This window comes from Paenibacillus sp. OK060 (genome assembly GCF_900101205.1).
GTDB classification, from domain to species: Bacteria; Bacillota; Bacilli; order Paenibacillales; family Paenibacillaceae; genus Paenibacillus; species Paenibacillus marchantiae.
This window is the reverse complement of record NZ_FNFR01000003.1, coordinates 119,475-138,869: the sequence shown is the minus strand read 5'-3', so window position 1 is coordinate 138,869 and position 19,395 is coordinate 119,475. Positions and strand designations below refer to the sequence as shown.

19 protein-coding genes are annotated in these 19,395 nt (G+C 46.8%); all 19 read left to right on the top strand.

Annotated elements, in window-relative coordinates; translation table 11 throughout:
- Positions 1-184 precede the first annotated feature (184 nt).
- The 19 genes from glyA to BLS14_RS12335 all read left to right on the top strand — a co-directional run bounded on the left by glyA (position 185) and on the right by BLS14_RS12335 (position 19,305).
- Positions 185-1,432 carry a serine hydroxymethyltransferase gene (gene glyA, locus BLS14_RS12425; RefSeq protein ID WP_162842473.1) on the top strand — a complete coding sequence of 416 codons (1,248 nt, stop codon included), beginning with the start codon at positions 185-187 and terminating at the stop codon, positions 1,430-1,432.
- Positions 1,433-1,856: 424 nt separating this feature from the next.
- Positions 1,857-2,486 (top strand): uracil phosphoribosyltransferase, encoded by a 630-nt coding sequence (gene upp, locus BLS14_RS12420; RefSeq protein WP_053782842.1) that lies wholly within the window; start codon positions 1,857-1,859, stop codon positions 2,484-2,486.
- A gap of 223 nt (positions 2,487-2,709) precedes the next feature.
- Positions 2,710-3,867, top strand: coding sequence for a non-hydrolyzing UDP-N-acetylglucosamine 2-epimerase (gene wecB, locus BLS14_RS12415; protein ID WP_072733625.1), 1,158 nt, complete (start codon positions 2,710-2,712; stop codon positions 3,865-3,867).
- A 186-nt stretch (positions 3,868-4,053) separates the two neighbouring features.
- A complete protein-coding gene (locus tag BLS14_RS12410) occupies positions 4,054-4,308 on the top strand; it encodes an AtpZ/AtpI family protein (RefSeq protein ID WP_090951905.1) in 255 nt (84 codons plus the stop codon).
- On the top strand, positions 4,301-4,681 hold the full coding sequence (locus BLS14_RS12405; RefSeq protein ID WP_063568353.1) for an ATP synthase subunit I: 381 nt from the start codon (positions 4,301-4,303) through the stop codon (positions 4,679-4,681). The genes BLS14_RS12410 and BLS14_RS12405 overlap by 8 nt, the downstream gene beginning before the upstream one ends.
- A gap of 41 nt (positions 4,682-4,722) precedes the next feature.
- Positions 4,723-5,541: a F0F1 ATP synthase subunit A gene (atpB, locus tag BLS14_RS12400; RefSeq protein ID WP_063568354.1), complete on the top strand. Its 819-nt coding sequence runs from the start codon at positions 4,723-4,725 to the stop codon at positions 5,539-5,541.
- Between the two features lie 76 nt (positions 5,542-5,617).
- Positions 5,618-5,842 (top strand): F0F1 ATP synthase subunit C, encoded by a 225-nt coding sequence (gene atpE, locus BLS14_RS12395; RefSeq protein WP_062321699.1) that lies wholly within the window; start codon positions 5,618-5,620, stop codon positions 5,840-5,842.
- Positions 5,843-5,956: 114 nt separating this feature from the next.
- On the top strand, positions 5,957-6,445 hold the full coding sequence (gene atpF / locus BLS14_RS12390) for a F0F1 ATP synthase subunit B (protein WP_063568355.1): 489 nt from the start codon (positions 5,957-5,959) through the stop codon (positions 6,443-6,445).
- On the top strand, positions 6,442-6,990 hold the full coding sequence (locus tag BLS14_RS12385) for a F0F1 ATP synthase subunit delta (RefSeq protein WP_064641894.1): 549 nt from the start codon (positions 6,442-6,444) through the stop codon (positions 6,988-6,990). Before atpF ends, BLS14_RS12385 begins: the two co-directional genes overlap by 4 nt.
- 16 nt (positions 6,991-7,006) lie before the next feature.
- On the top strand, positions 7,007-8,521 hold the full coding sequence (gene atpA / locus BLS14_RS12380; RefSeq protein ID WP_063568357.1) for a F0F1 ATP synthase subunit alpha: 1,515 nt from the start codon (positions 7,007-7,009) through the stop codon (positions 8,519-8,521).
- A 209-nt stretch (positions 8,522-8,730) separates the two neighbouring features.
- Complete coding sequence (gene atpG / locus BLS14_RS12375) at positions 8,731-9,603, top strand: ATP synthase F1 subunit gamma (protein WP_063567727.1); 873 nt, start codon at positions 8,731-8,733, stop codon at positions 9,601-9,603.
- 94 nt (positions 9,604-9,697) lie between these two features.
- Positions 9,698-11,101: a F0F1 ATP synthase subunit beta gene (atpD, locus tag BLS14_RS12370; protein ID WP_063567728.1), complete on the top strand. Its 1,404-nt coding sequence runs from the start codon at positions 9,698-9,700 to the stop codon at positions 11,099-11,101.
- Positions 11,102-11,160: 59 nt separating this feature from the next.
- Complete coding sequence (locus tag BLS14_RS12365; RefSeq protein WP_062321712.1) at positions 11,161-11,565, top strand: F0F1 ATP synthase subunit epsilon; 405 nt, start codon at positions 11,161-11,163, stop codon at positions 11,563-11,565.
- Positions 11,566-12,168: 603 nt separating this feature from the next.
- The gene (locus BLS14_RS12360) at positions 12,169-12,426 is read left to right on the top strand and encodes a DUF1146 family protein (RefSeq protein ID WP_062321714.1); all 258 of its coding nucleotides are present in this window, start codon (positions 12,169-12,171) and stop codon (positions 12,424-12,426) included.
- Between the two features lie 520 nt (positions 12,427-12,946).
- On the top strand, positions 12,947-14,293 hold the full coding sequence (murA, locus tag BLS14_RS12355; RefSeq protein ID WP_083678749.1) for a UDP-N-acetylglucosamine 1-carboxyvinyltransferase: 1,347 nt from the start codon (positions 12,947-12,949) through the stop codon (positions 14,291-14,293).
- Between the two features lie 462 nt (positions 14,294-14,755).
- Positions 14,756-16,102, top strand: coding sequence for a stage II sporulation protein D (spoIID, locus tag BLS14_RS12350; protein ID WP_090951902.1), 1,347 nt, complete (start codon positions 14,756-14,758; stop codon positions 16,100-16,102).
- A 788-nt stretch (positions 16,103-16,890) separates the two neighbouring features.
- Positions 16,891-17,628: a M23 family metallopeptidase gene (locus tag BLS14_RS12345; protein ID WP_063567731.1), complete on the top strand. Its 738-nt coding sequence runs from the start codon at positions 16,891-16,893 to the stop codon at positions 17,626-17,628.
- A 171-nt stretch (positions 17,629-17,799) separates the two neighbouring features.
- The gene (gene spoIIID / locus BLS14_RS12340; protein ID WP_024632710.1) at positions 17,800-18,087 is read left to right on the top strand and encodes a sporulation transcriptional regulator SpoIIID; all 288 of its coding nucleotides are present in this window, start codon (positions 17,800-17,802) and stop codon (positions 18,085-18,087) included.
- Between the two features lie 219 nt (positions 18,088-18,306).
- The gene (locus BLS14_RS12335; protein ID WP_063567732.1) at positions 18,307-19,305 is read left to right on the top strand and encodes a rod shape-determining protein; all 999 of its coding nucleotides are present in this window, start codon (positions 18,307-18,309) and stop codon (positions 19,303-19,305) included.
- Positions 19,306-19,395: the final 90 nt, after the last annotated feature.

The following is a 19,395-nucleotide window of genomic DNA, read 5'->3' as shown; positions in this document are numbered from 1 at the left end:
GTGCAACACCAATCTGAAGAAGCAAAGCGTTCGCCTTTATCCCCGGATTTCCCCCTTATTATAAGGGAGTTCAGAAAAATCTGGGGATAACAGCGATCGGAAGATGGTGATGCAATCGAAGTCAGGAGTGTAACCACTGTAGTTTCGCTTTATAACTTCACTTATAACTGGGAGGAATTTAATCATGGAACAATTGCGCAAGAATGACCCGGCAGTACTGGAAGCGATGAATCTTGAACTGAAACGTCAACAAAACAACATTGAGCTGATCGCGTCCGAGAACATCGTAAGCGAAGCGGTTATTGAGGCAATGGGATCTGTACTTACTAACAAGTACGCTGAAGGATATCCAGGCAAACGTTACTACGGTGGTTGTGAGCATGTGGATATCGTAGAAGATATCGCGCGTGATCGTGCCAAAGAATTGTTTGGAGCAGAACATGTGAATGTTCAACCTCACTCCGGTGCACAAGCGAACATGGCAGTATACCTTGCGGCTCTGAAACCAGGTGATACTGTGCTTGGTATGAACCTTGCGCATGGCGGACACCTCACACATGGTAGCCCGGTTAATGCTTCCGGATTGCTGTACAATTTCGTAGCTTACGGTGTACAAGAAGATACATTCCTGATTGATTATGATGAAGTGCGCAAAGCGGCATTTAAACATCGCCCTCGCATGATCGTTGCAGGTGCAAGTGCATATCCGCGTATCATTGATTTTGAAAAGCTTGCTTCCATCGCTAATGATGTAGGTGCTTTGTTCATGGTGGATATGGCTCACATTGCAGGACTGGTAGCTGCAGGCTTGCATCCAAGCCCGGTTCCACATGCGCATTTCGTAACGACAACAACTCACAAAACGCTGCGTGGACCTCGTGGTGGTATGATTTTGTGCCGCAAAGCTTGGGCAGCAGCGATTGATAAAGCGGTATTCCCTGGTTCCCAAGGTGGACCTCTGATGCACGTGATTGCTTCCAAAGCGGTAGCATTCGGTGAAGCACTGCAACCTTCGTTCAAAACGTATGCACAAAACGTGGTAAAAAATGCACAAGTATTGGCTGAAACGCTGATTGCTGAAGGATTGAACATCGTATCCGGCGGTACAGACAACCACTTGATGCTGATCGACACACGCAGCGTGAATATCACAGGTAAAGAAGCCGAGCATGTACTTGATTCCATCGGTATTACCGTGAACAAAAATGCAATTCCGTTTGACCCAACTAGCCCGTTTGTAACGAGCGGTATCCGTATCGGTACACCTGCAGCTACTTCCCGTGGTATGAACGAAGAAGCGATGGTAGCTATTGGCAAGATCATTGCCAAAACATTGAAAAACCCTAAAGATACAGCTAAATTGGATGAAGCCCGTGCTGAAGTAACGGCACTTACGGACCAATTCCCGCTCTACACTGACCTTAAATACTAAAAAACTTGCTCATGGTGTTTGTGTTTGAGATGTTCTTCATGTAAACATGCAGACGGAGCAAACCGAAAGAACCTGAAGAAGCGTAGCGCTCGCCTTTATCACCGGAATTCCACCATTTATTAATGGATCAAAAGAATTCTGGGGATAACAGCGATCAGAAGGTCATTCGGTTTGCGGAGCTTCATAGTGTTTACACATTTTTAACATTCAACTGACATAACAGCGAGAGCAAAAAGGACCGGAAGACTCATTTTTCCGGTCCTATTTTTATAGGATTCGGTTTTCTGTAATGATTAAGTGCCCTTTGATGGTGTAATTCGGTGTAGGTGATGATATAATATACAGGATTTATCGGGCCTATGAATGATGATTAGGCATATTTGGTAATGCTGAACATGAAGAACATACCGGAGGGACAAATTAGATGGGAAAATTAGTAATATGTGATCACCCTTTGATTCAACACAAACTGACGTTTATACGCGACATGCGTACGAATACGAAAGATTTTCGTGAATTGGTGGATGAAGTGGCTACACTGATGGCTTATGAGATTACAAGAGATGTTGAGCTGGAAACTATTGATGTACAGACACCAGTAGCTGAAACACAAGGAAAAGTCATTTCCGGACGTATGCTTGGGCTGGTGCCGATTTTGCGTGCGGGCCTTGGGATGCTGGATGGTGTTGTCAAATTGCTGCCGGCGGCAAAAGTTGGACATGTAGGTTTGTTCCGTGACCCGGAAACACTGCAACCTGTTGAATACTACACCAAGCTGCCTACGGACGTGACAGAGCGTCAGTTGATTGTCATCGACCCGATGCTGGCAACTGGCGGTTCTGCCATTGCTGCTATTGACGTGCTCAAAAAACGCGGCTGCACGCAAATCAAAATGATGAACCTTGTTGCAGCTCCTGAAGGAGTAAAAGCTGTTCAGGATGCGCATCCGGATGTAGACATCTACGTTGCTGCACTGGACGATCGTCTGGATGATCACGGCTATATCGTTCCCGGACTGGGAGATGCAGGAGACCGTCTATACGGCACTAAATAAGCATATCGCATGCTTTGTAAGAGGTTGTTCAAAAAGTCCAATTTTGATTACGAAGGATGCCCAAGGGCATCATCGACATCGAATATGAAATTCAGCCGAAATGTCCGTTGCTCACGTAGTTTTCCCTACGCTCCGCTACTCCATTTCTACCTTCATTCCATATTCTTGGTACTGAAAACCGGACTTTTTGAACATGAACTTATAGAAAAGGGGCTTTGCTTCAATGTCCAAGAAAATTAAAGTCATGACGATATTCGGGGTGCGCCCGGAAGCCATCAAGATGGCTCCGCTTATTTTGGAACTGCAGAAACATCCAGAATCTATTGAATCGATCGTTTGCGTTACTGCACAGCATCGTCAGATGCTGGATCAGGTTCTTGAAGTATTCGATATTCATCCAGACTACGATCTGGATGTGATGAAAGATCGCCAGACGTTGAATGAAATTACGATTCGTGTGCTGGGAGGCCTGGAGCCGGTTTTGCGTGAAGCAAAGCCGGATATCGTGTTGGTTCACGGTGATACGCTGACAACGTTTGTAGCCAGCTATGCTGCGTTCCTGCAGCAGATTCAGGTGGGGCATGTGGAAGCAGGTCTTCGCACGTGGAACAAGCTCTCTCCATACCCGGAAGAAATGAACCGTCAGTTAACCGGTGTGCTTGCTGACTTGCATTTTGCACCGACGGACTGGTCTTCTTCCAACCTTGCCAAAGAAAATAAATCGGAGTCTAGTACGTATGTCACAGGCAACACGGTAACAGATGTGTTTCAATATACAGTACGGCAGGATTACACACATCCGGTACTAGATTGGGCACAGGGCAAGCGTCTTGTGCTGATGACAGCTCACCGCCGCGAATCCCAAGGCGAGCCTCACCGTAACATTTTCCAGGCCGTCAAACGGATTGCCGACGAGTTTGAGGATATTGCCATCGTGTATCCGGTACATCTAAGTCCTGCTGTGAAGGAGCCGGCTCACGCGATTTTGGGGAATCACCCCCGTATTCAACTTATTGATCCACTAGACGTGGTGGATTTGCATAACTTTTACCCGCATACTCACTTGATTTTGACAGATTCAGGAGGTTTGCAGGAAGAAGCGCCTTCGTTTGGTGTGCCTGTTCTCGTCCTTCGGGATACAACGGAGCGTCCGGAAGGAATTGAGGCTGGAACACTGGAGCTGGTGGGTACCGAAGAGGAACGTGTATATGAGCGCACCAAAGCTCTGCTTACAGACGAAACACTGTATGCAAGCATGAGTCAGGCTGCCAATCCTTATGGTGATGGACATGCTTCAGAAAGAATTGTCAATGCGATTTTGCATCATTTTGGTGTGAATAGTGAACGTCCGGAATCATTTCACAGAAAATTCAAAAAATAATTCATTTTTTCTAACGGATTATTAAAGGGTACAGCATACAGTTAAACTGTACGGTTTACGCGGGTTTATGGGCTCTGAGGGCCTGTATTCCCGTCGTTTTCCCCTTTAAAACGCTAAAATCATTCAATTGACAAAGGCTCTCATCATTCAGTAAAATTAACTGGGATTGCAAGGGTGGCGTGGAAAATGGCCGATTCGAACAAACCAAATTCATCCCGTAACCATGACGATAATGTATGGAAAGCGATGGGGCTCGTGACAGCTTTTGGAATCGAGATTGCCATTCTCGCTGTTGTCGGATATTACGTTGGCTCCTGGGTGGACAAGACCATCGGGGGTAGCGGAATATGGATCGCCGTAAGCGTTCTCTTTTTTTTGGCAGCAGGCGGCGTAAGCATCTACTTTATCGCGAAAAAATTCATGGGGGAAAGTGATGAGTGAACTAACCAGATACCGCAGATGGATGACTGTTTTCATCATGTACTTTCTTATGATTTGTTTTCTAGCAGCGGCCTTTCTGCCCCGTGTGGAAACAATAGCTTTGGGACTGGCCCTAGGAACGGTGATCAGTTGGATCAACGCGTCTTATCTGGGTCGCAAAGTCAGGAGAATGTTGGATGGTGCAGCGGAAGGAAACCTTAAGCGTGTGAACCTGGGATTTTTGACTAGAGCAGCTCTCGCAGTACTCGCTGTTTTCGTGGCGATGCAGTATCCGCAATACTTCAATTTATATGCGGTTGTAGTTGGCTTGGTCATAGCGCAATTTTCCTTACTATTTATAGGGATATTGTTGTCCCGCAAAGCAGACTCATAGAGGTGCTGCAAGCTTTCGAATGAGAAAGGGGTGAGAAAAATATGCATGAATCTCCGATAATTAACCTGGGTGGGTTCCATCTGGATTTGTCTGTTCTGCTGATGCTGATCGTAACATCCGCCATTGTATTTATTGTTGCAAAACTGGCTACGCGGAACTTGTCAGTGGAAAATCCGGGCAAAATGCAAAACTTCCTGGAGTGGGCGATTGAGTTTGTACGTAACCTGATCTCGAGCACGATGGACATGAAGAAGGGGCAGCATTTCCTTACCTTGGCAACCACAATGATTATGTTTATCTTTGTGGGAAACATGTTGGGTCTCCCTTTGGGCTTTGTAACTGGGGCTACGGATGCAAGCCAAGCTGAAATCTTTGGCAAGCCAATTGTCTCCGTCCAAGAAGCGTTCCATGAAGCTCATGAGAAGAATCCTGAAGCTCATCCACATATCGAAGTTGCCTGGTGGAAATCACCTACGGCTGACCTTTCGGTAACCATGGGTCTAGCGTTGATCGCATTTGCTATCGCGCATGGATTGGGACTTTTCCGTAACACCAAAGCGTATCTCAAGCATTATTTCCAACCACACTGGCTGTTCTTCCCAATCAACATTGTGGAAACAGCATCCAAGTTGTTGACACACGGTATGCGTTTGTTCGCTAACATCTTTGCAGGTGAGGTTCTGATCTCCACGATTATGAAACTTACAGCATTCAAATGGATTGGCGCAATTGCAGCAATTCCGCTGTTGACGGCATGGCAGGGATTCAGTATTTTCATCGGAGCCATACAGGCATTCGTATTTACGGTTTTGATGATGGTATACATATCACAAACCGTCGAATCGCACGAGGAACATTAAGATTCAGGTCCAATACGGTTAAACCTGTAGGGCTGAACTATAAAATTTGAACGAACATTCTAAGGAGGATATACAAATGGGAGCAATGGCATTAGTGGCAGCAGGAATTGTTGCAGGATTGGGCGCACTTGGCGCAGGTATCGGTAACGGTTTGGTAATTAGCAAAACGGTGGAAGGTATTGCACGTCAACCGGAAGCAAAATCCACTCTTCAAACAACAATGTTTATCGGTGTAGGTTTGATCGAGGTATTGCCGATCATCGGTGTAGTACTCGCGTTCATGTTCTACGGAGCGGCTTAATAAAATCAGTGCAGGTTTGGCGGGGAAGGCCACAGCCATCCGCGCCTTCTTTTTAGGTAGCGTCCGTAAACCGGAGTTGCGGCCTGAGGATACCTTCAGGAAGGAGTGAACAGATTGAATTTCGTATGGGAAAATACAGTTCTGGCGATTATAGCATTTGGTATTTTATATTGGCTGCTTAGCCGTTATGCATTTGGTCCACTTTTCTCCATTATGGAAAAACGTCGTGAGCTCGTATTGGCGCAAATGAATGAGGCTGCCCAAACGCGGGATCAGGCTATTGCCTATGTTGAGGAACAGAAGCAGGCTCTTGAAAAAGCGCGTAAAGATGCTTATGACATCATTGAACAATCCAAACAAACAGGCGGCAAACAGGCTGAAACGATTCTGGCGGATGCAAAAGCAGAAGCGAATCGCCTGAAAGACGATGCTGTGCGTGAGATTGAGAGCGAGAAGAACAAAGCGGTTGCAGCCCTTCGCAGCGAACTGGGTACAGCTTCCGTTCAAATCGCTTCCAAGCTGATCAAAAAAGAAGTTGAGAACGGTCCTGCACAAGAGGAGCTTGTGAACCAATACCTCAATGAGGTAGGAGGCCGACAATGAGCCGCGATACGATTGTTGCTAAGCGTTATGCGAAAGCATTGTTTGAAGTTGCTCTCGGACAGCAGAAGGTGCTTGAAGTCGAACAAGAGCTACGTACTGTTGTAATTGCCATCACTGGTGATGCGGAAATCGGTAAATTTATCGAGTCACCCAACATCTCTGAAGAGGCAAAACAGAATGTACTTCGCACAAGTCTTGACGGCAAGGTGTCTGAACCTGTTCTGAAAACCGTCTTGCTTTTGATTGAGCGTGGACGCGTTGAACTGCTGGAAGCTCTGCTGAATGATTATGTGAAGATCGAGGGCGAATCGCTCGGCATAGCCGATGCACGCGTGTACTCGACTTATGCCTTGAATGATGAAGAACAAGAAGCGGTAGCCCGTGAATTCGGTGGCCGTGTGAATAAAAAGATCCGTATCGAGAACATTGTCGATCCGACTTTGCTGGGCGGATTGAAAGTTGCCATTGGCGATACGATCTATGACGGTAGCTTGGCTGGCAAGCTTGAACGTCTTGAGCAGTCTTTTAACAGACGAGTACAGTAGATTGGGGTGAGGACACTTGAGTATCAAACCAGAAGAAATCAGTACATTAATTAAGAGCCAGATCGAACAATACAAGAACGATATCGATGTAGTCGAAGTCGGGACGGTTATTGAGGTTGGTGATGGTATCGCTCGTGTCTACGGACTTGAGAATGTCATGTCCAACGAGTTGGTTGAATTCCCAAGCGGTGTTATGGGTCTCGCCATGAACGTGGAAGAGAGCAACGTCGGTATCGTTATCCTGGGACCTTACTATGATATTCGTGAAGGCGACCAAGTAAAACGTACCGGTCAAATCATGCAAGTGCCTGTTGGCGAAGCATTGATTGGACGCGTTGTTAACCCGCTCGGTATTCCAGTGGATGGCAAAGGGCCAATCGCTACAACGGAATTCCGTCCGGTTGAAGGTAAAGCACCAGGCGTAATGGATCGTAAATCGGTTCATGAGCCGATGCAAACAGGGATTAAAGCCATTGACGCAATGGTTCCAATTGGTCGCGGACAACGTGAGTTGATCATCGGTGACCGTCAAACAGGTAAAACATCAATCGCGATTGATGCCATCCTGAACCAAAAAGGCAGCGGCATGAAATGTATCTATGTTGCTATCGGTCAAAAACAATCTACAGTTGCACAAGTCGTAGAAACTCTTCGTCGTAAAGGCGCAATGGAGTACACGATTGTTGTAACTGCAGCAGCATCTGACCCATCACCATTGTTGTACATCGCACCGTATTCCGGTTGTTCGATGGGTGAGTACTTTATGTACAAAGGTGAGCACGTTTTGGTTATCTACGATGACTTGACCAAACAAGCTTCCGCATATCGTGAGCTTTCCTTGCTGCTTCGCCGTCCACCGGGCCGTGAGGCTTATCCGGGTGACGTCTTCTACCTGCACTCCCGTTTGCTGGAGCGTGCAGCGAAGCTGAATGATGAGCTTGGTGGTGGTTCTTTAACCGCACTGCCGTTCATTGAAACACAAGCTTCCGACGTATCTGCTTACATTCCGACGAACGTAATCTCCATTACGGACGGACAAATCTTCTTGGAAGCTGACTTGTTCAATGCTGGACAACGCCCGGCGATCAACGTAGGTATCTCCGTATCCCGTGTTGGTGGTTCTGCTCAGATCAAAGCGATGAAAAAAGTTGCAGGTTCCCTGCGTCTCGACCTCGCTCAATATCGTGAGCTTCAAGCGTTCTCCCAGTTCGGTTCCGATCTGGATAAAGCGACTCAGGCCCGCCTGAATCGTGGTGCTCGTATGATGGAAATCCTGAAGCAAGGTGTAAACCAGCCTCTGCCTGTAGAACAACAGGTAGTCAGCTTGTACACAGCGGTTAAAGGGTTCCTGGATGAGATTCCTACAGGTGATGTTACTCGTTTCGAGGGTGAGTTCCTCGCGTTCATGGAGAGCAGCCATCCGGAAATTCTCGGGTCTATCCGTGATACAAAAGAATTGACTGCAGACAATGAATCCGCTCTGAAAGATGCTATTGAGAAGTTCAGAAAGAGCTTTGCTGTCTCTGTCTAAATAGATGATATGCAGTTGCGGAGTTGTTTAACCGATTCCGCATGTCTGCATGTAAAACTTTGATCTATCAAAGTTTCAATATGCTTACGAAGTAGTTTTGACTATGTCAAAACTAGTGAATGCTTACGAAGTAACTTTGGCTCGCCAAAGTTTAAGTTTGGGCTTACGAAGTAGTTTTGACTACGTCAAAACTTGAAGGTGGTGAAATCATGGCAAAAGGCATGCGCGAAATAAAGCGGCAAATTAAAAGCGTACAAAGCACCAAGCAGATCACCAAAGCAATGGAAATGGTAGCTGCCGCAAAACTGCGTAAAGCGCAGGAAAAAGCGGAAGCAGCTCGTCCTTATTCGGAGAAGCTGAAAGAAGTTGTGGCAAGTATTGCAAAAAGCACGCAAGGGGTTCAGCATCCGATGCTGGAAAGTCGTCCGGTCAAAAAGACAGCTTATCTGGTTATTACATCGGACCGCGGTCTTGCGGGTGGTTATAATGCGAATATTTTGCGTCAGGTCAACCTGACACTCAAAGAAAAGCACAACTCTCAGAATGACTACGAATTGTTCGTCATTGGACGTAAGGGACGCGATTATTTCAAACGGCGTGAAATGGCGATGACATCCACTACAACGGATCTTTCCGATTCGCCATCATTTGCAGATATCAAATCCATCGCACACGAAGCTGTTAAAGGGTTTGAATTGGGTAAATTTGATGAATTGTACATTTGTTATAACCGCTTTGTAAATGCGTTGACCCAGATTCCTACGGTAGAACGTCTTCTTCCGATGGAAACACCTGAGGTAACTGCTGCAGAAGGACCGACTGCAAGCTACGAGTATGAGCCGTCTCCTGAAGCTGTACTGGAGGTTTTGCTTCCGCGTTATGCGGAGACGCTAATCTATGGTGCACTTCTGAATGGTAAAGCGAGTGAGCTGGGTGCGAAAATGACGGCCATGGGTAATGCAACCAAAAATGCATCTAAACTCATTAATGACTTGTCATTGACCTATAACCGTGCCCGTCAAGCGGCGATTACGCAGGAGATTACGGAAATTGTGGCAGGTGCCAACGCAGCACAAGGCTAACCGTTTTTTATTAATGAAGGCTTGCAGAGCAAAGATAAACGAACGGTACATTATTTTTGCAAAAGTAGCAGGCTTGTAGGAGGGGAACGTTAAGATGAACAAAGGACGCGTTGTGAGCATCATGGGTCCGGTTGTTGACGTCGAGTTTGATCGCGGCGGTCTGCCGGAAATCCTCAATGCCATTACGATCACTACAGTAAGCGAAGCTGGCGTAAGTGTTAATCTGACACTCGAAGCTTCGAAACATCTGGGTGACAACCGGGTACGTTGTATCGCGATGTCCTCCACGGACGGACTCGTTCGTGGTATGGAAGCCGTAGATACAGGAGCTCCAATCTCTGTACCTGTTGGGGAAGCGACACTGGGTCGTGTATTTAACGTACTCGGCGAAGCCATTGATACTGGCGGCACTGTAGCTGCTGCACATAAAAATCCGATTCACCGCTCGGCTCCTGCATTTGATGAACTGACTACCCAGGCTGAAATGCTGGAGACAGGAATCAAAGTTATCGACTTGTTGGCTCCTTACGCCAAAGGTGGTAAAATCGGTCTCTTCGGTGGTGCCGGTGTAGGTAAAACCGTAACGATTCAGGAATTGATCAACAACATCGCACAAGAACACGGCGGTATCTCCGTATTCGCAGGTGTTGGTGAGCGTACACGTGAAGGTAATGACTTGTATCACGAGATGAGTGATTCCGGCGTTATCAACAAAACAGCAATGGTCTTCGGACAAATGAACGAGCCTCCAGGCGCACGTCTTCGTGTAGCCCTCACTGGTCTGACTATGGCGGAATACTTCCGTGATGAAGAAGGCCGTGACGTGTTGCTCTTTATCGATAACATCTTCCGTTTCACCCAAGCAGGTTCAGAAGTATCTGCCTTGCTCGGACGTATGCCTTCCGCGGTAGGTTACCAACCAACGCTGGCAACGGAAATGGGTCAACTGCAAGAACGTATCACTTCGACTAAAAAAGGTTCCGTAACATCCATCCAGGCCATCTACGTGCCTGCGGATGACTATACTGACCCGGCTCCAGCAACGACGTTTGCCCACTTGGACGCAACGACGAACCTGGAACGTAAAATTTCCGAGATGGGTATCTACCCTGCGGTAGATCCGCTGGCATCCAGCTCCCGGATCTTGTCCCCTGAAGTTGTAGGCGAAGAGCATTACAACGTAGCTCAAGGCGTTAAGCGTATCTTGGCACGTTATAATGAATTGCAGGATATTATTGCGATTCTGGGTATGGACGAGCTGAGTGAAGAAGACAGAGCGCTCGTTTACCGTGCTCGTAAAATTCAACGTTTCTTGTCCCAGCCATTCCACGTTGCTGAAGCATTTAACGGTATTCCGGGTAAATACGTTCCGGTTAAAGAAACGGTGCGCAGCTTTAAAGAAATTCTCGAAGGCAAGCATGACGATCTTCCGGAAGCAGCTTTCCTCTTCGTGGGTACAATTGAAGAGGCAGTGGAGAAAGCCAAAACACTGGTATAATCTGAATCCAGGATTGTCCTTATGAAGCGAGCTATCGGATAGTTTCAGGAGGGATGGAATTGAGCACCTTTTTGTTGGAAATTGTAACGCCTGAGCGTTTGGTATTTACAGAGCAAGTGGATAGTATCATCGTTCGTGGTGTTGAAGGGGAACTGGGTATTATGCCAGGTCACATCCCTATGGTTACACCATTGCAGATCGCACCAATCATTATCAAAAACGGAAAACAGAACAAGCAGGTCGCTATTGGCGGCGGTTTTATCGAAGTCCGTAAAGATAAGGTTGTTGTCCTCGCAGAAAGTGCCGAATTCCCGGAAAGTATCGATGTGGACCGTGCGCGTGCGGCGAAAGAGCGGGCAGAACGCCGTCTCAGCAGCCAAAGCAATCAGGATCATTTTGATCACCGTCGGGCAGAGATTGCTCTGCAAAAAGCGGTTAACCGGATCAACGTATACGGCAAATAAACTGTTCACTGGAGCCTGGCGGCTTAGTCTGCCGGGCTTTTTTGAGTTTTTGGAACGTTTCCTTTTCCAGTTACAGTAAAATATATGGTCATTTTCTTCGGTTGAAGCTCTTGATTTAACGGCAAATAAAGTTAATTGTATTCACCGTTTATGGGCAGTTGAATAGAATGTAGGACTAAAGTCGTGGCGATAATGATCACTGTTGGAACCATTTTTAACGACGGAAATCCAAATTATTTCCGAGGAAATGACAGGATCGATATCGAAATAACGCTCTTTTATGTCGTTTTAGTCACAAAATCCCGGCATTTTGAATTTAAAATATTATCAAAGTGGAAATCAATGTAATTGACAATGTATGATGAAAGAGCCTATATTCCATAGAGTCAGCAGATGCAGGAAGCTGCGTTGATGAATTCCATAGTCATTCACAGCCAGATTGTTGCTGCTCCGTGATTGGGCATCCAGATTTCCTGCATAGCAGGAGTAAGTCTGACAGTAGACTCAGTACGTTGTGTTCAAGTCATTCCATTGTTCTAACAAGTTATGGATGCCAGGCATAATTATGCTGATCGCTGCAACAAATGTGGAGGTAATGAATATATGGATACTGACCTGACGAATCAGTTGAACCAGACATTAAGTACGAATGGCTTAGTTTCGATTATCGTCTCTCTTTTATGTATAGCGTTGTCGTGGTGGGCTTTGCAGAATCTCAAGCTGGATTTAATCATCAGGCAGCCACGAGGAGCACAGGGAAGACTGTTACATTTACTGTTGGCCATTATACTTGGGCATGCTGTTTCAGGCTTTGTCATTGACTATTTGTCATGGACACAAATGTTGCGCCATTTGTTTTAATGTTGAGATGGTTGGTTAATCATCTGTTAGGTTCTTCAAGCAGTGTAATGTCGAATAACATCGATTAATTGTGTTAACAATTAGAGTATGAGTTGTCGGCAAAGAAATTAAGAAAAAAGTGTGACGTGGAATTGGATGAATTTGAGATGTTTTATGTAAAAATGCTTGTATCGTACAATTCAACAATGTTATGATGGAAGTTAGGGAATTCACAATTGTTCACTTATTTTGTGGTTATAAACGGGATATCCGGTTGAATCCGGCTACTAATCATCCCAATCTGTCTGTTCAGATGTTTGCTGGCCTGTAAGGCATTACATTTACAAGTCGGAGGGCATCATGCAACGCACGTGGTATCATCGATATGGATCATAAACCAATTCTTTTCTGAATAGACATCAAGGGCATTATTTGCCAGGCTATGTCGAAATTCCACACACAGCAACAGTCTTTTCTATTACAGAAGGGCTTACGTATTCCGGAATGAAGAAAAGGGAATAAAAGCGCGGAGGGAACCATGATGAGCAAATTTATCGTCCGCGGTGGCAAAAGGTTGACCGGAAGTGTCAAAGTTAGCGGCGCTAAAAATTCTGTTCTTCCGATCATCGCTGCCTCTCTCTTAGGGGAAGAAGGACAAAGCGTTATTATTGACGCTCCTCCTCTAGACGATGTGATGACGATTAACAAGGTGTTGGAATCGCTGGGAGCGGGTGTTACATACCGGGACGAAGTGATTACCGTAAATGCGGAGAAACTTACTTCCTGTGAGGCACCGTATGAATGGGTAAGTAAAATGCGGGCGTCATTTCTGGTCATGGGGCCATTGTTGACGCGTATGGGTCATACAAGAATTTCGCTTCCTGGTGGATGTGCCATCGGTACTCGGCCTATTGATCAGCATTTGAAAGGTTTTGAAGCCATGGGCGCTGAGATTAGCTTGGGCCAAGGCTATATAGAAGCTCGTAGCCAAGGACGGTTGCGCGGCGCGAAAATTTATCTAGATGTGGCTTCTGTAGGTGCCACTCAAAATATTATGATGGCTGCAACATTGGCTGAAGGTGTAACTGTTCTTGAGAACGCGGCAAAAGAGCCAGAGATTGTGGATCTTGCCAACTTCCTGAATGGAATGGGTGCCAAAGTACGAGGTGCTGGAACAGGAGTCATCCGCATCGAAGGTGTGGAGAAACTGTCTGGCGTGAAGCATACCGTCATTCCTGACCGGGTTGAAGCGGGTACCTATATGGCTGCTGCTGCAATCTCCGGTGGTGATGTGTATATCGAAGGTGCGATTTCAGACCACTTGGGTTCTGTTATTGCGAAGCTGGAAGAGATGGGTGTAACCATTCATCCTGACGAGAATGGCGTTCGTGTCATTGCAGATCGTCCGCTCAAGGCTGTGGATGTGAAAACATTACCATACCCAGGTTTCCCTACCGATATGCAATCCCAAATGATGGCGCTTTTGCTTGCCTCTGAGGGAACCAGTGTTGTAACAGAGACTGTTTTTGAAAATCGATTCATGCATGTGGATGAATTCCAATTGATGAATGCGGAGATCAAAGTTGAAGGACGTTCGTCCATCATCACGGGCAATGCCAAGCTGAAGGGTGCCAAAGTAACAGCTACCGATTTGCGTGCGGGTGCCGCACTTATTATCGCGGGTCTTGTTGCTGAAGGTACAACGGAAGTGGGCGGTGTTCATCACATCGACCGTGGCTACGTACATCTCGCTGAGAAGCTTAACGGACTTGGAGCCGATATTTATCGTATTTCGGTTGAAGAGCCTAAGCTGGATGCAGTTAAAGCATCGAATGAAAAAGTCGGGGAAGAAGTACCGCTGTTCAAAGTACAACCGACCTGGGCATAACATCGAATTGGACAATAGGCGTTGCTCTCTAATATGAATCACACATCATTGTATATTGCGGATACGAGAGCATGCGTGCTGTCATTTAAATTCAGATCAAAAGCTAAGCCATCTGGCTTGGCTTTTTTTTTGTGTTCAACGATCCATTGAATCAGTACCTGATTCTATTAATAGCTGGTCCTAACTTATATAGCATAACATCATATTCTGTACCAATTCTGAACAAATGAAAGAGCATGCTTTTGGAGGAACGGGTGGTACCTTATGGAACCGGATTCCGCGACAGATCAATGTTTTTTAATAATACATAGCAGAAGTAAGTTAGAAATTGCCACATATGGAATGCCTTCGTTTCTCTTAAATCAGGTTCTATCAGATCCAGCCAGCTCATACCCTAAACTATGGATTTGAACAAAAGGACCGGCGCTTGACCGGCCATGGACAACGGAGGGTTATATCGAAATGAAAGAAGCCCGTGTGCAGGTTAAGGTACCTCTTGTCCCTCGTCCACTAGTGAAGGAGCCAGAAGAGATTGCTGGTTTCGGTGTGGAAAAAGACAAGCTTGCTTCAACGAACATCAGAACTGTTCCAGATGAGCCCGTAACAACATCTCCTAGACGGCCTAGCTTCCAACAGGAGTCAGCTCAACACACTGCGGCACGTATACACATGCCTGTCATTGAATTAGACCAGTTTCGTCGTGTGAAGCGCCGCCGAATGCGTACGTTCGGCCGAGGCCGCAGATGGGGCAAGAACAATACTCGGTGGCAGCCAGCGGCCGCTGTATCGGCAGTGCTTGCACTTGCGCTGTTGATCCCCGCCATACTGGTCTGGCCGCGGACGAATGATCCGGTTAAACCGATCCCTGTTCCACCAGGTACAGGCAGTGTAACGACTCCAGCACCTTCTCCAGCTGTACCTGTTACCTACCCTGAACCTCAAGTAAGGGTGTACCTGTCTGCAACCGGTACGACGAAGAATCTTCCACTTGAAGATTATGTTACCGGAGTTGTAGCTGCCGAGATGCCAGCTGAGTTCAGATTGGAAGCTCTGAAGGCACAGGCCATCGCTGCAAGGACATTTATCGTGAGAAGGCTGGCAGCCAACGATACAAGCGGTGTACCTTCAGGAGAAGCTGATGTAACGGATACCGTGAGTCATCAGGTGTTCATACCACCAGAACAAGTGAAAGCGGACTGGACGCGTCTGGGGAAAGCGAAGGAATGGGAGAAGCTGCAGCAGGCTGTCCGCGAAAGCAAGGATTCCGTCATGACATATCAAGGTAAGGCGATTACCGCATCCTTTTTCTCTACAAGTAATGGTTATACTGAGAATGCAGAGGATGTATGGGGGAACCCTGTACCTTATTTGCAAAGTGTAGCGAGTCCGTGGGATAAAAACCTAGCTCCGGGCTTTGAGGAAACCATCACGATGAAGCGCAGTGAGATTCTCCAGAAGTTGAATCTGGGGGCGAATGCCATCCCTGTGAGCGCGCAGCAGAGCGGTGGTTGGATGGAAGTATTGTCTACAACGGAAGGCCATCGGATCAAGGAGATACAGATTGCAGGTAAAACGTTTAGCGGACCGGAGGCTCGAAAGTTGCTTGGGCTTCGATCCAGCCAGTTCAGCTGGAAGACCGATGGAGATGAGGTTCAGATTACAACGTATGGATACGGTCATGGAGTCGGCATGAGCCAGTGGGGAGCCAACGGCATGGCACAGGAGGGTCACACCGCAACCCAGATTCTCAAACACTACTACACCGGTATCTCCTTCGGACAGGCATCCAAGATGCTGGCCTCAAAGTAGGAAAAATGAATACGGTTGGATAAGGATAGAGCAATAGATTATTAACAGATGTAAAACGACGAACAGATTAACAACAGTTTAACAGTGAAGTGGAACTGTGCAGTTTTCCTACTCTCGGTGTACGTTTGAGAAGCTAACGAATCTCAGAAGCGCTATATCATGACATATCACGAAATGGAGCCGATAAAGCGCCAAAAAGAGTAATTAGCGTGCCTAAGGTTCGCTAGAATTTCCAGGTTGCGACTTTTCCATCAATAAGGCCACCTGAGTTCGTTAGAAAATTTCATTAACTAAGCATGATGTTAGATGGAACAGTCATTAGTGCCGCGGCCTCGCTAATCTCTCATCTCACTTTAACGAACCTATGGCTCCTTAAATCGGTATTAACGAATCACAGCCTATATCATGTTGCTTTCAGCTAATGAACTCACTTCTTAGAAGGATTGGCTATTACAGCAATCCAGGCTTCTCTACCAGCAACCCCTTCCTGAGCTTTCAAAACTTGGCTATATCAGTTGCAATTAATAGTTACACCGGAACGGAGAGAGCAGAAAAAAGCTGTAGGAGCGGAGCGTCCGCCTTTACTCCCGGATTTCACCTTTGAAGAAGGTGATAGAAAGAAATCTGGGAGTAACAGCGGCCGAAAGGTTGTTCTGCGCGCGGAGTGGTCCAGTGTATCCCCCTTTTTCGCCTTATATAGCACTCTTTGAAAGTTCTGTGAAAATAATTAGAGTCGCGCGTGTATAAAAGAGTTGCACCCGGTAACACTTGTTACTGAGGTGATTAAGATGAATGAACAAAACAAAAAAACAGGCCAAGAAGAAACTCCTAAAACAACTCAAGGAGTACCGGCTAGCCAGCCCTCTTCATGGAAAAGAGCAATGTCCAAACGTTGGGTCTTCCCGGCAGCCTACATCGCAGCAGCAGGCATTATACTAACCTTAGTGTGGGTCTATCAGGGCACAGGCGACAAAACGCTGAACTCGGACCCTACAAGTGGGGTAGTAGAAACGGGCGCATCGGGTACAGAAGGAACAGCGGTTAACGGAGAACAGGAAAGTGTGGAAGTTGTTGCAAAGTCGGAGAATTTTGTATGGCCGGTAGCGGTTCCGTCCGAAATTTCGGTAGTAAAACCTTTCTATGACAACGAAGCTTCAACTGAGGAACATGAAGCAGCGATGGTGCAGTACAATGACACATTTATTCCGAACACGGGTGTAGATCTGGCACGTGGGGATAACAAAACGTTCGAAGTCAAAGCAGCACTCGGCGGAAAAGTTACCCGGGTTGAACAAAACCCGCTGACAGGTCAAGTTGTGGAAATCACACACAGTGATAACCTCAAAACCGTATACCAAAGCCTGGCTGACGTCAAAGTGAAACAGGATGATGAAGTGAAGCAAGGAGATGCAATTGCATCGGCTGGCGTTAATGAACTGGAAAAAACGCTGGGCAACCACCTTCACTTTGAAGTTTACGAAGACGGACAACCGGTTAACCCGCAAGGATATCTTCCGGAAAAATAAATGATTTTTACCGCAGCAACATGACGGGCAGAGGGAATTCTCCTCTGCTCTTTTTGTGCTTTTCAGAAAATAATGGGACCTTCGAAGCTTGTCACACCTTTAAACCGCGAATATATAGGCATGCTCCTCATATAATGTACCAAACTATCCACACAGTAGGGAGGCGGGAGCGTGCACGATTACATCAAGGAACGGACCATAAAAATTGGTCGCTGCATTGTTGAGACGAGGAATACGGTCCGTACCATAGCCAAGGAATTCGGCGTGTCAAAGAGTACTGTGCATAAGGATCTGACGGAGCGTCTGCCGGAAATTAACCCTGATCTTGCTGACCAGGTGAAACACATTCTGGAGTATCACAAGTCCATCCGTCATTTGCGGGGCGGTGAAGCGACCAAAATTAAATACAAAAAAACAAGCGGTAAAAAACGCGAGGTGCTGGCTTCCGCTAAATCGTAGAGACCTGCGGAAAGACGTAGGCCAAAAAGCTCACACATGCATTGAATCCCTCCCCTGAAGTATGATATGTTAAAAGCTGGTACAGGATCGAATTATGACATCTTATCAGCCCGATTTTTACATATATATGTTGCACTTTGTCGAACGAGCGGTGACGTGATAAGGGACTCTTTTTCACAGGATACGCTGACCAAATAATATCACTTTGGGGGCTCTTTTATGTTTAGCAAGGATATCGGTATTGATCTTGGCACGGCGAACGTGCTTATTCACGTGAAAGGAAGTGGGGTTGTCCTCGATGAACCTTCCGTCGTGACCATTGAAAGCGATACGAAGCGGGTCCTTGCTGTTGGGGAAGAAGCGCGTCGTATGGTGGGGCGTACTCCAGGTAACATTGTTGCCATTAGACCGCTGCGTGACGGTGTTATTGCGGACTTCGAGATTACGGAAGCAATGCTTAGACATTTCATTAATCGTGTGGGGGCAAGAAGCTGGTACAGTCACCCGCGTATTCTGATCTGTGCACCAACCAACATTACTTCCGTGGAGCAGAAGGCTATCCGTGAAGCTGCTGAGCGCAGCGGTGCCAAAGAAGTATTTCTGGAAGAAGAGCCGAAAGCGGCAGCGATCGGTGCGGGGATGGATATTTTTCAGCCGAGCGGCAATATGGTCGTGGATATCGGCGGCGGAACGACTGACGTTGCAGTCCTGTCTATGGGCGACGTAGTCACCGCCTCTTCTATTAAAGTCGCAGGGGACAAGTTCGACGAAGCGATTACCAAGTTTATCAAAGCCAAATACAAGCTCATGATCGGTGAACGTACAGCCGAAGATCTCAAGATTGCGATTGGTTCCGTGCATCCGGGTGGTCGTCAAACAGAGATGGACATTCGCGGTCGTGATATGGTATCCGGTTTGCCTGTTACCGTAACGGTGTCGGGAAATGAAGTGCAGGAAGCGTTATGGGATTCCGTGCAATCTATTATCGTGGCAGCCAAGTCGGTATTGGAGCGGACGCCACCAGAATTAGCGGCAGACATTATTGACCGAGGTGTCGTGTTGACAGGTGGAGGCGCTTTGCTGAACGGACTGGACGAACTGTTGTCCAATGAATTGCATGTACCGGTATGGGTTGCAGAGGATCCGATGCATTGTGTCGTGAAGGGGACTGGCATTATGTTGAATAATTTGGATCAGGTGGTTAAGAAAAAGTTCTAATCTGCCGATATAAAAAGCAAGGTTCGCCCAAGCTCGGGAAGCAGAACGGACAAGCAGCCATCCTGTAATGCAGGACAAGCGCTTGAGGAG

What these genes read in the sequence shown, in the direction of transcription:
- murA (WP_083678749.1), top strand. Translation starts at nt 12,947, where the DNA reads ATGAGCAAATTTATCGTCCGCGGTGGCAAAAGGTTGACCGGAAGTGTC.
- BLS14_RS12360 (WP_062321714.1), top strand. Translation starts at nt 12,169, where the DNA reads ATGGATACTGACCTGACGAATCAGTTGAACCAGACATTAAGTACGAAT.
- BLS14_RS12345 (WP_063567731.1), top strand. Translation starts at nt 16,891, where the DNA reads ATGAATGAACAAAACAAAAAAACAGGCCAAGAAGAAACTCCTAAAACA.
- BLS14_RS12335 (WP_063567732.1), top strand. Translation starts at nt 18,307, where the DNA reads ATGTTTAGCAAGGATATCGGTATTGATCTTGGCACGGCGAACGTGCTT.
- atpB (WP_063568354.1), top strand. Translation starts at nt 4,723, where the DNA reads ATGCATGAATCTCCGATAATTAACCTGGGTGGGTTCCATCTGGATTTG.
- glyA (WP_162842473.1), top strand. Translation starts at nt 185, where the DNA reads ATGGAACAATTGCGCAAGAATGACCCGGCAGTACTGGAAGCGATGAAT.
- atpG (WP_063567727.1), top strand. Translation starts at nt 8,731, where the DNA reads ATGGCAAAAGGCATGCGCGAAATAAAGCGGCAAATTAAAAGCGTACAA.
- BLS14_RS12385 (WP_064641894.1), top strand. Translation starts at nt 6,442, where the DNA reads ATGAGCCGCGATACGATTGTTGCTAAGCGTTATGCGAAAGCATTGTTT.
- atpE (WP_062321699.1), top strand. Translation starts at nt 5,618, where the DNA reads ATGGGAGCAATGGCATTAGTGGCAGCAGGAATTGTTGCAGGATTGGGC.
- atpD (WP_063567728.1), top strand. Translation starts at nt 9,698, where the DNA reads ATGAACAAAGGACGCGTTGTGAGCATCATGGGTCCGGTTGTTGACGTC.
- wecB (WP_072733625.1), top strand. Translation starts at nt 2,710, where the DNA reads ATGTCCAAGAAAATTAAAGTCATGACGATATTCGGGGTGCGCCCGGAA.
- upp (WP_053782842.1), top strand. Translation starts at nt 1,857, where the DNA reads ATGGGAAAATTAGTAATATGTGATCACCCTTTGATTCAACACAAACTG.
- BLS14_RS12405 (WP_063568353.1), top strand. Translation starts at nt 4,301, where the DNA reads ATGAGTGAACTAACCAGATACCGCAGATGGATGACTGTTTTCATCATG.
- BLS14_RS12410 (WP_090951905.1), top strand. Translation starts at nt 4,054, where the DNA reads ATGGCCGATTCGAACAAACCAAATTCATCCCGTAACCATGACGATAAT.
- spoIID (WP_090951902.1), top strand. Translation starts at nt 14,756, where the DNA reads ATGAAAGAAGCCCGTGTGCAGGTTAAGGTACCTCTTGTCCCTCGTCCA.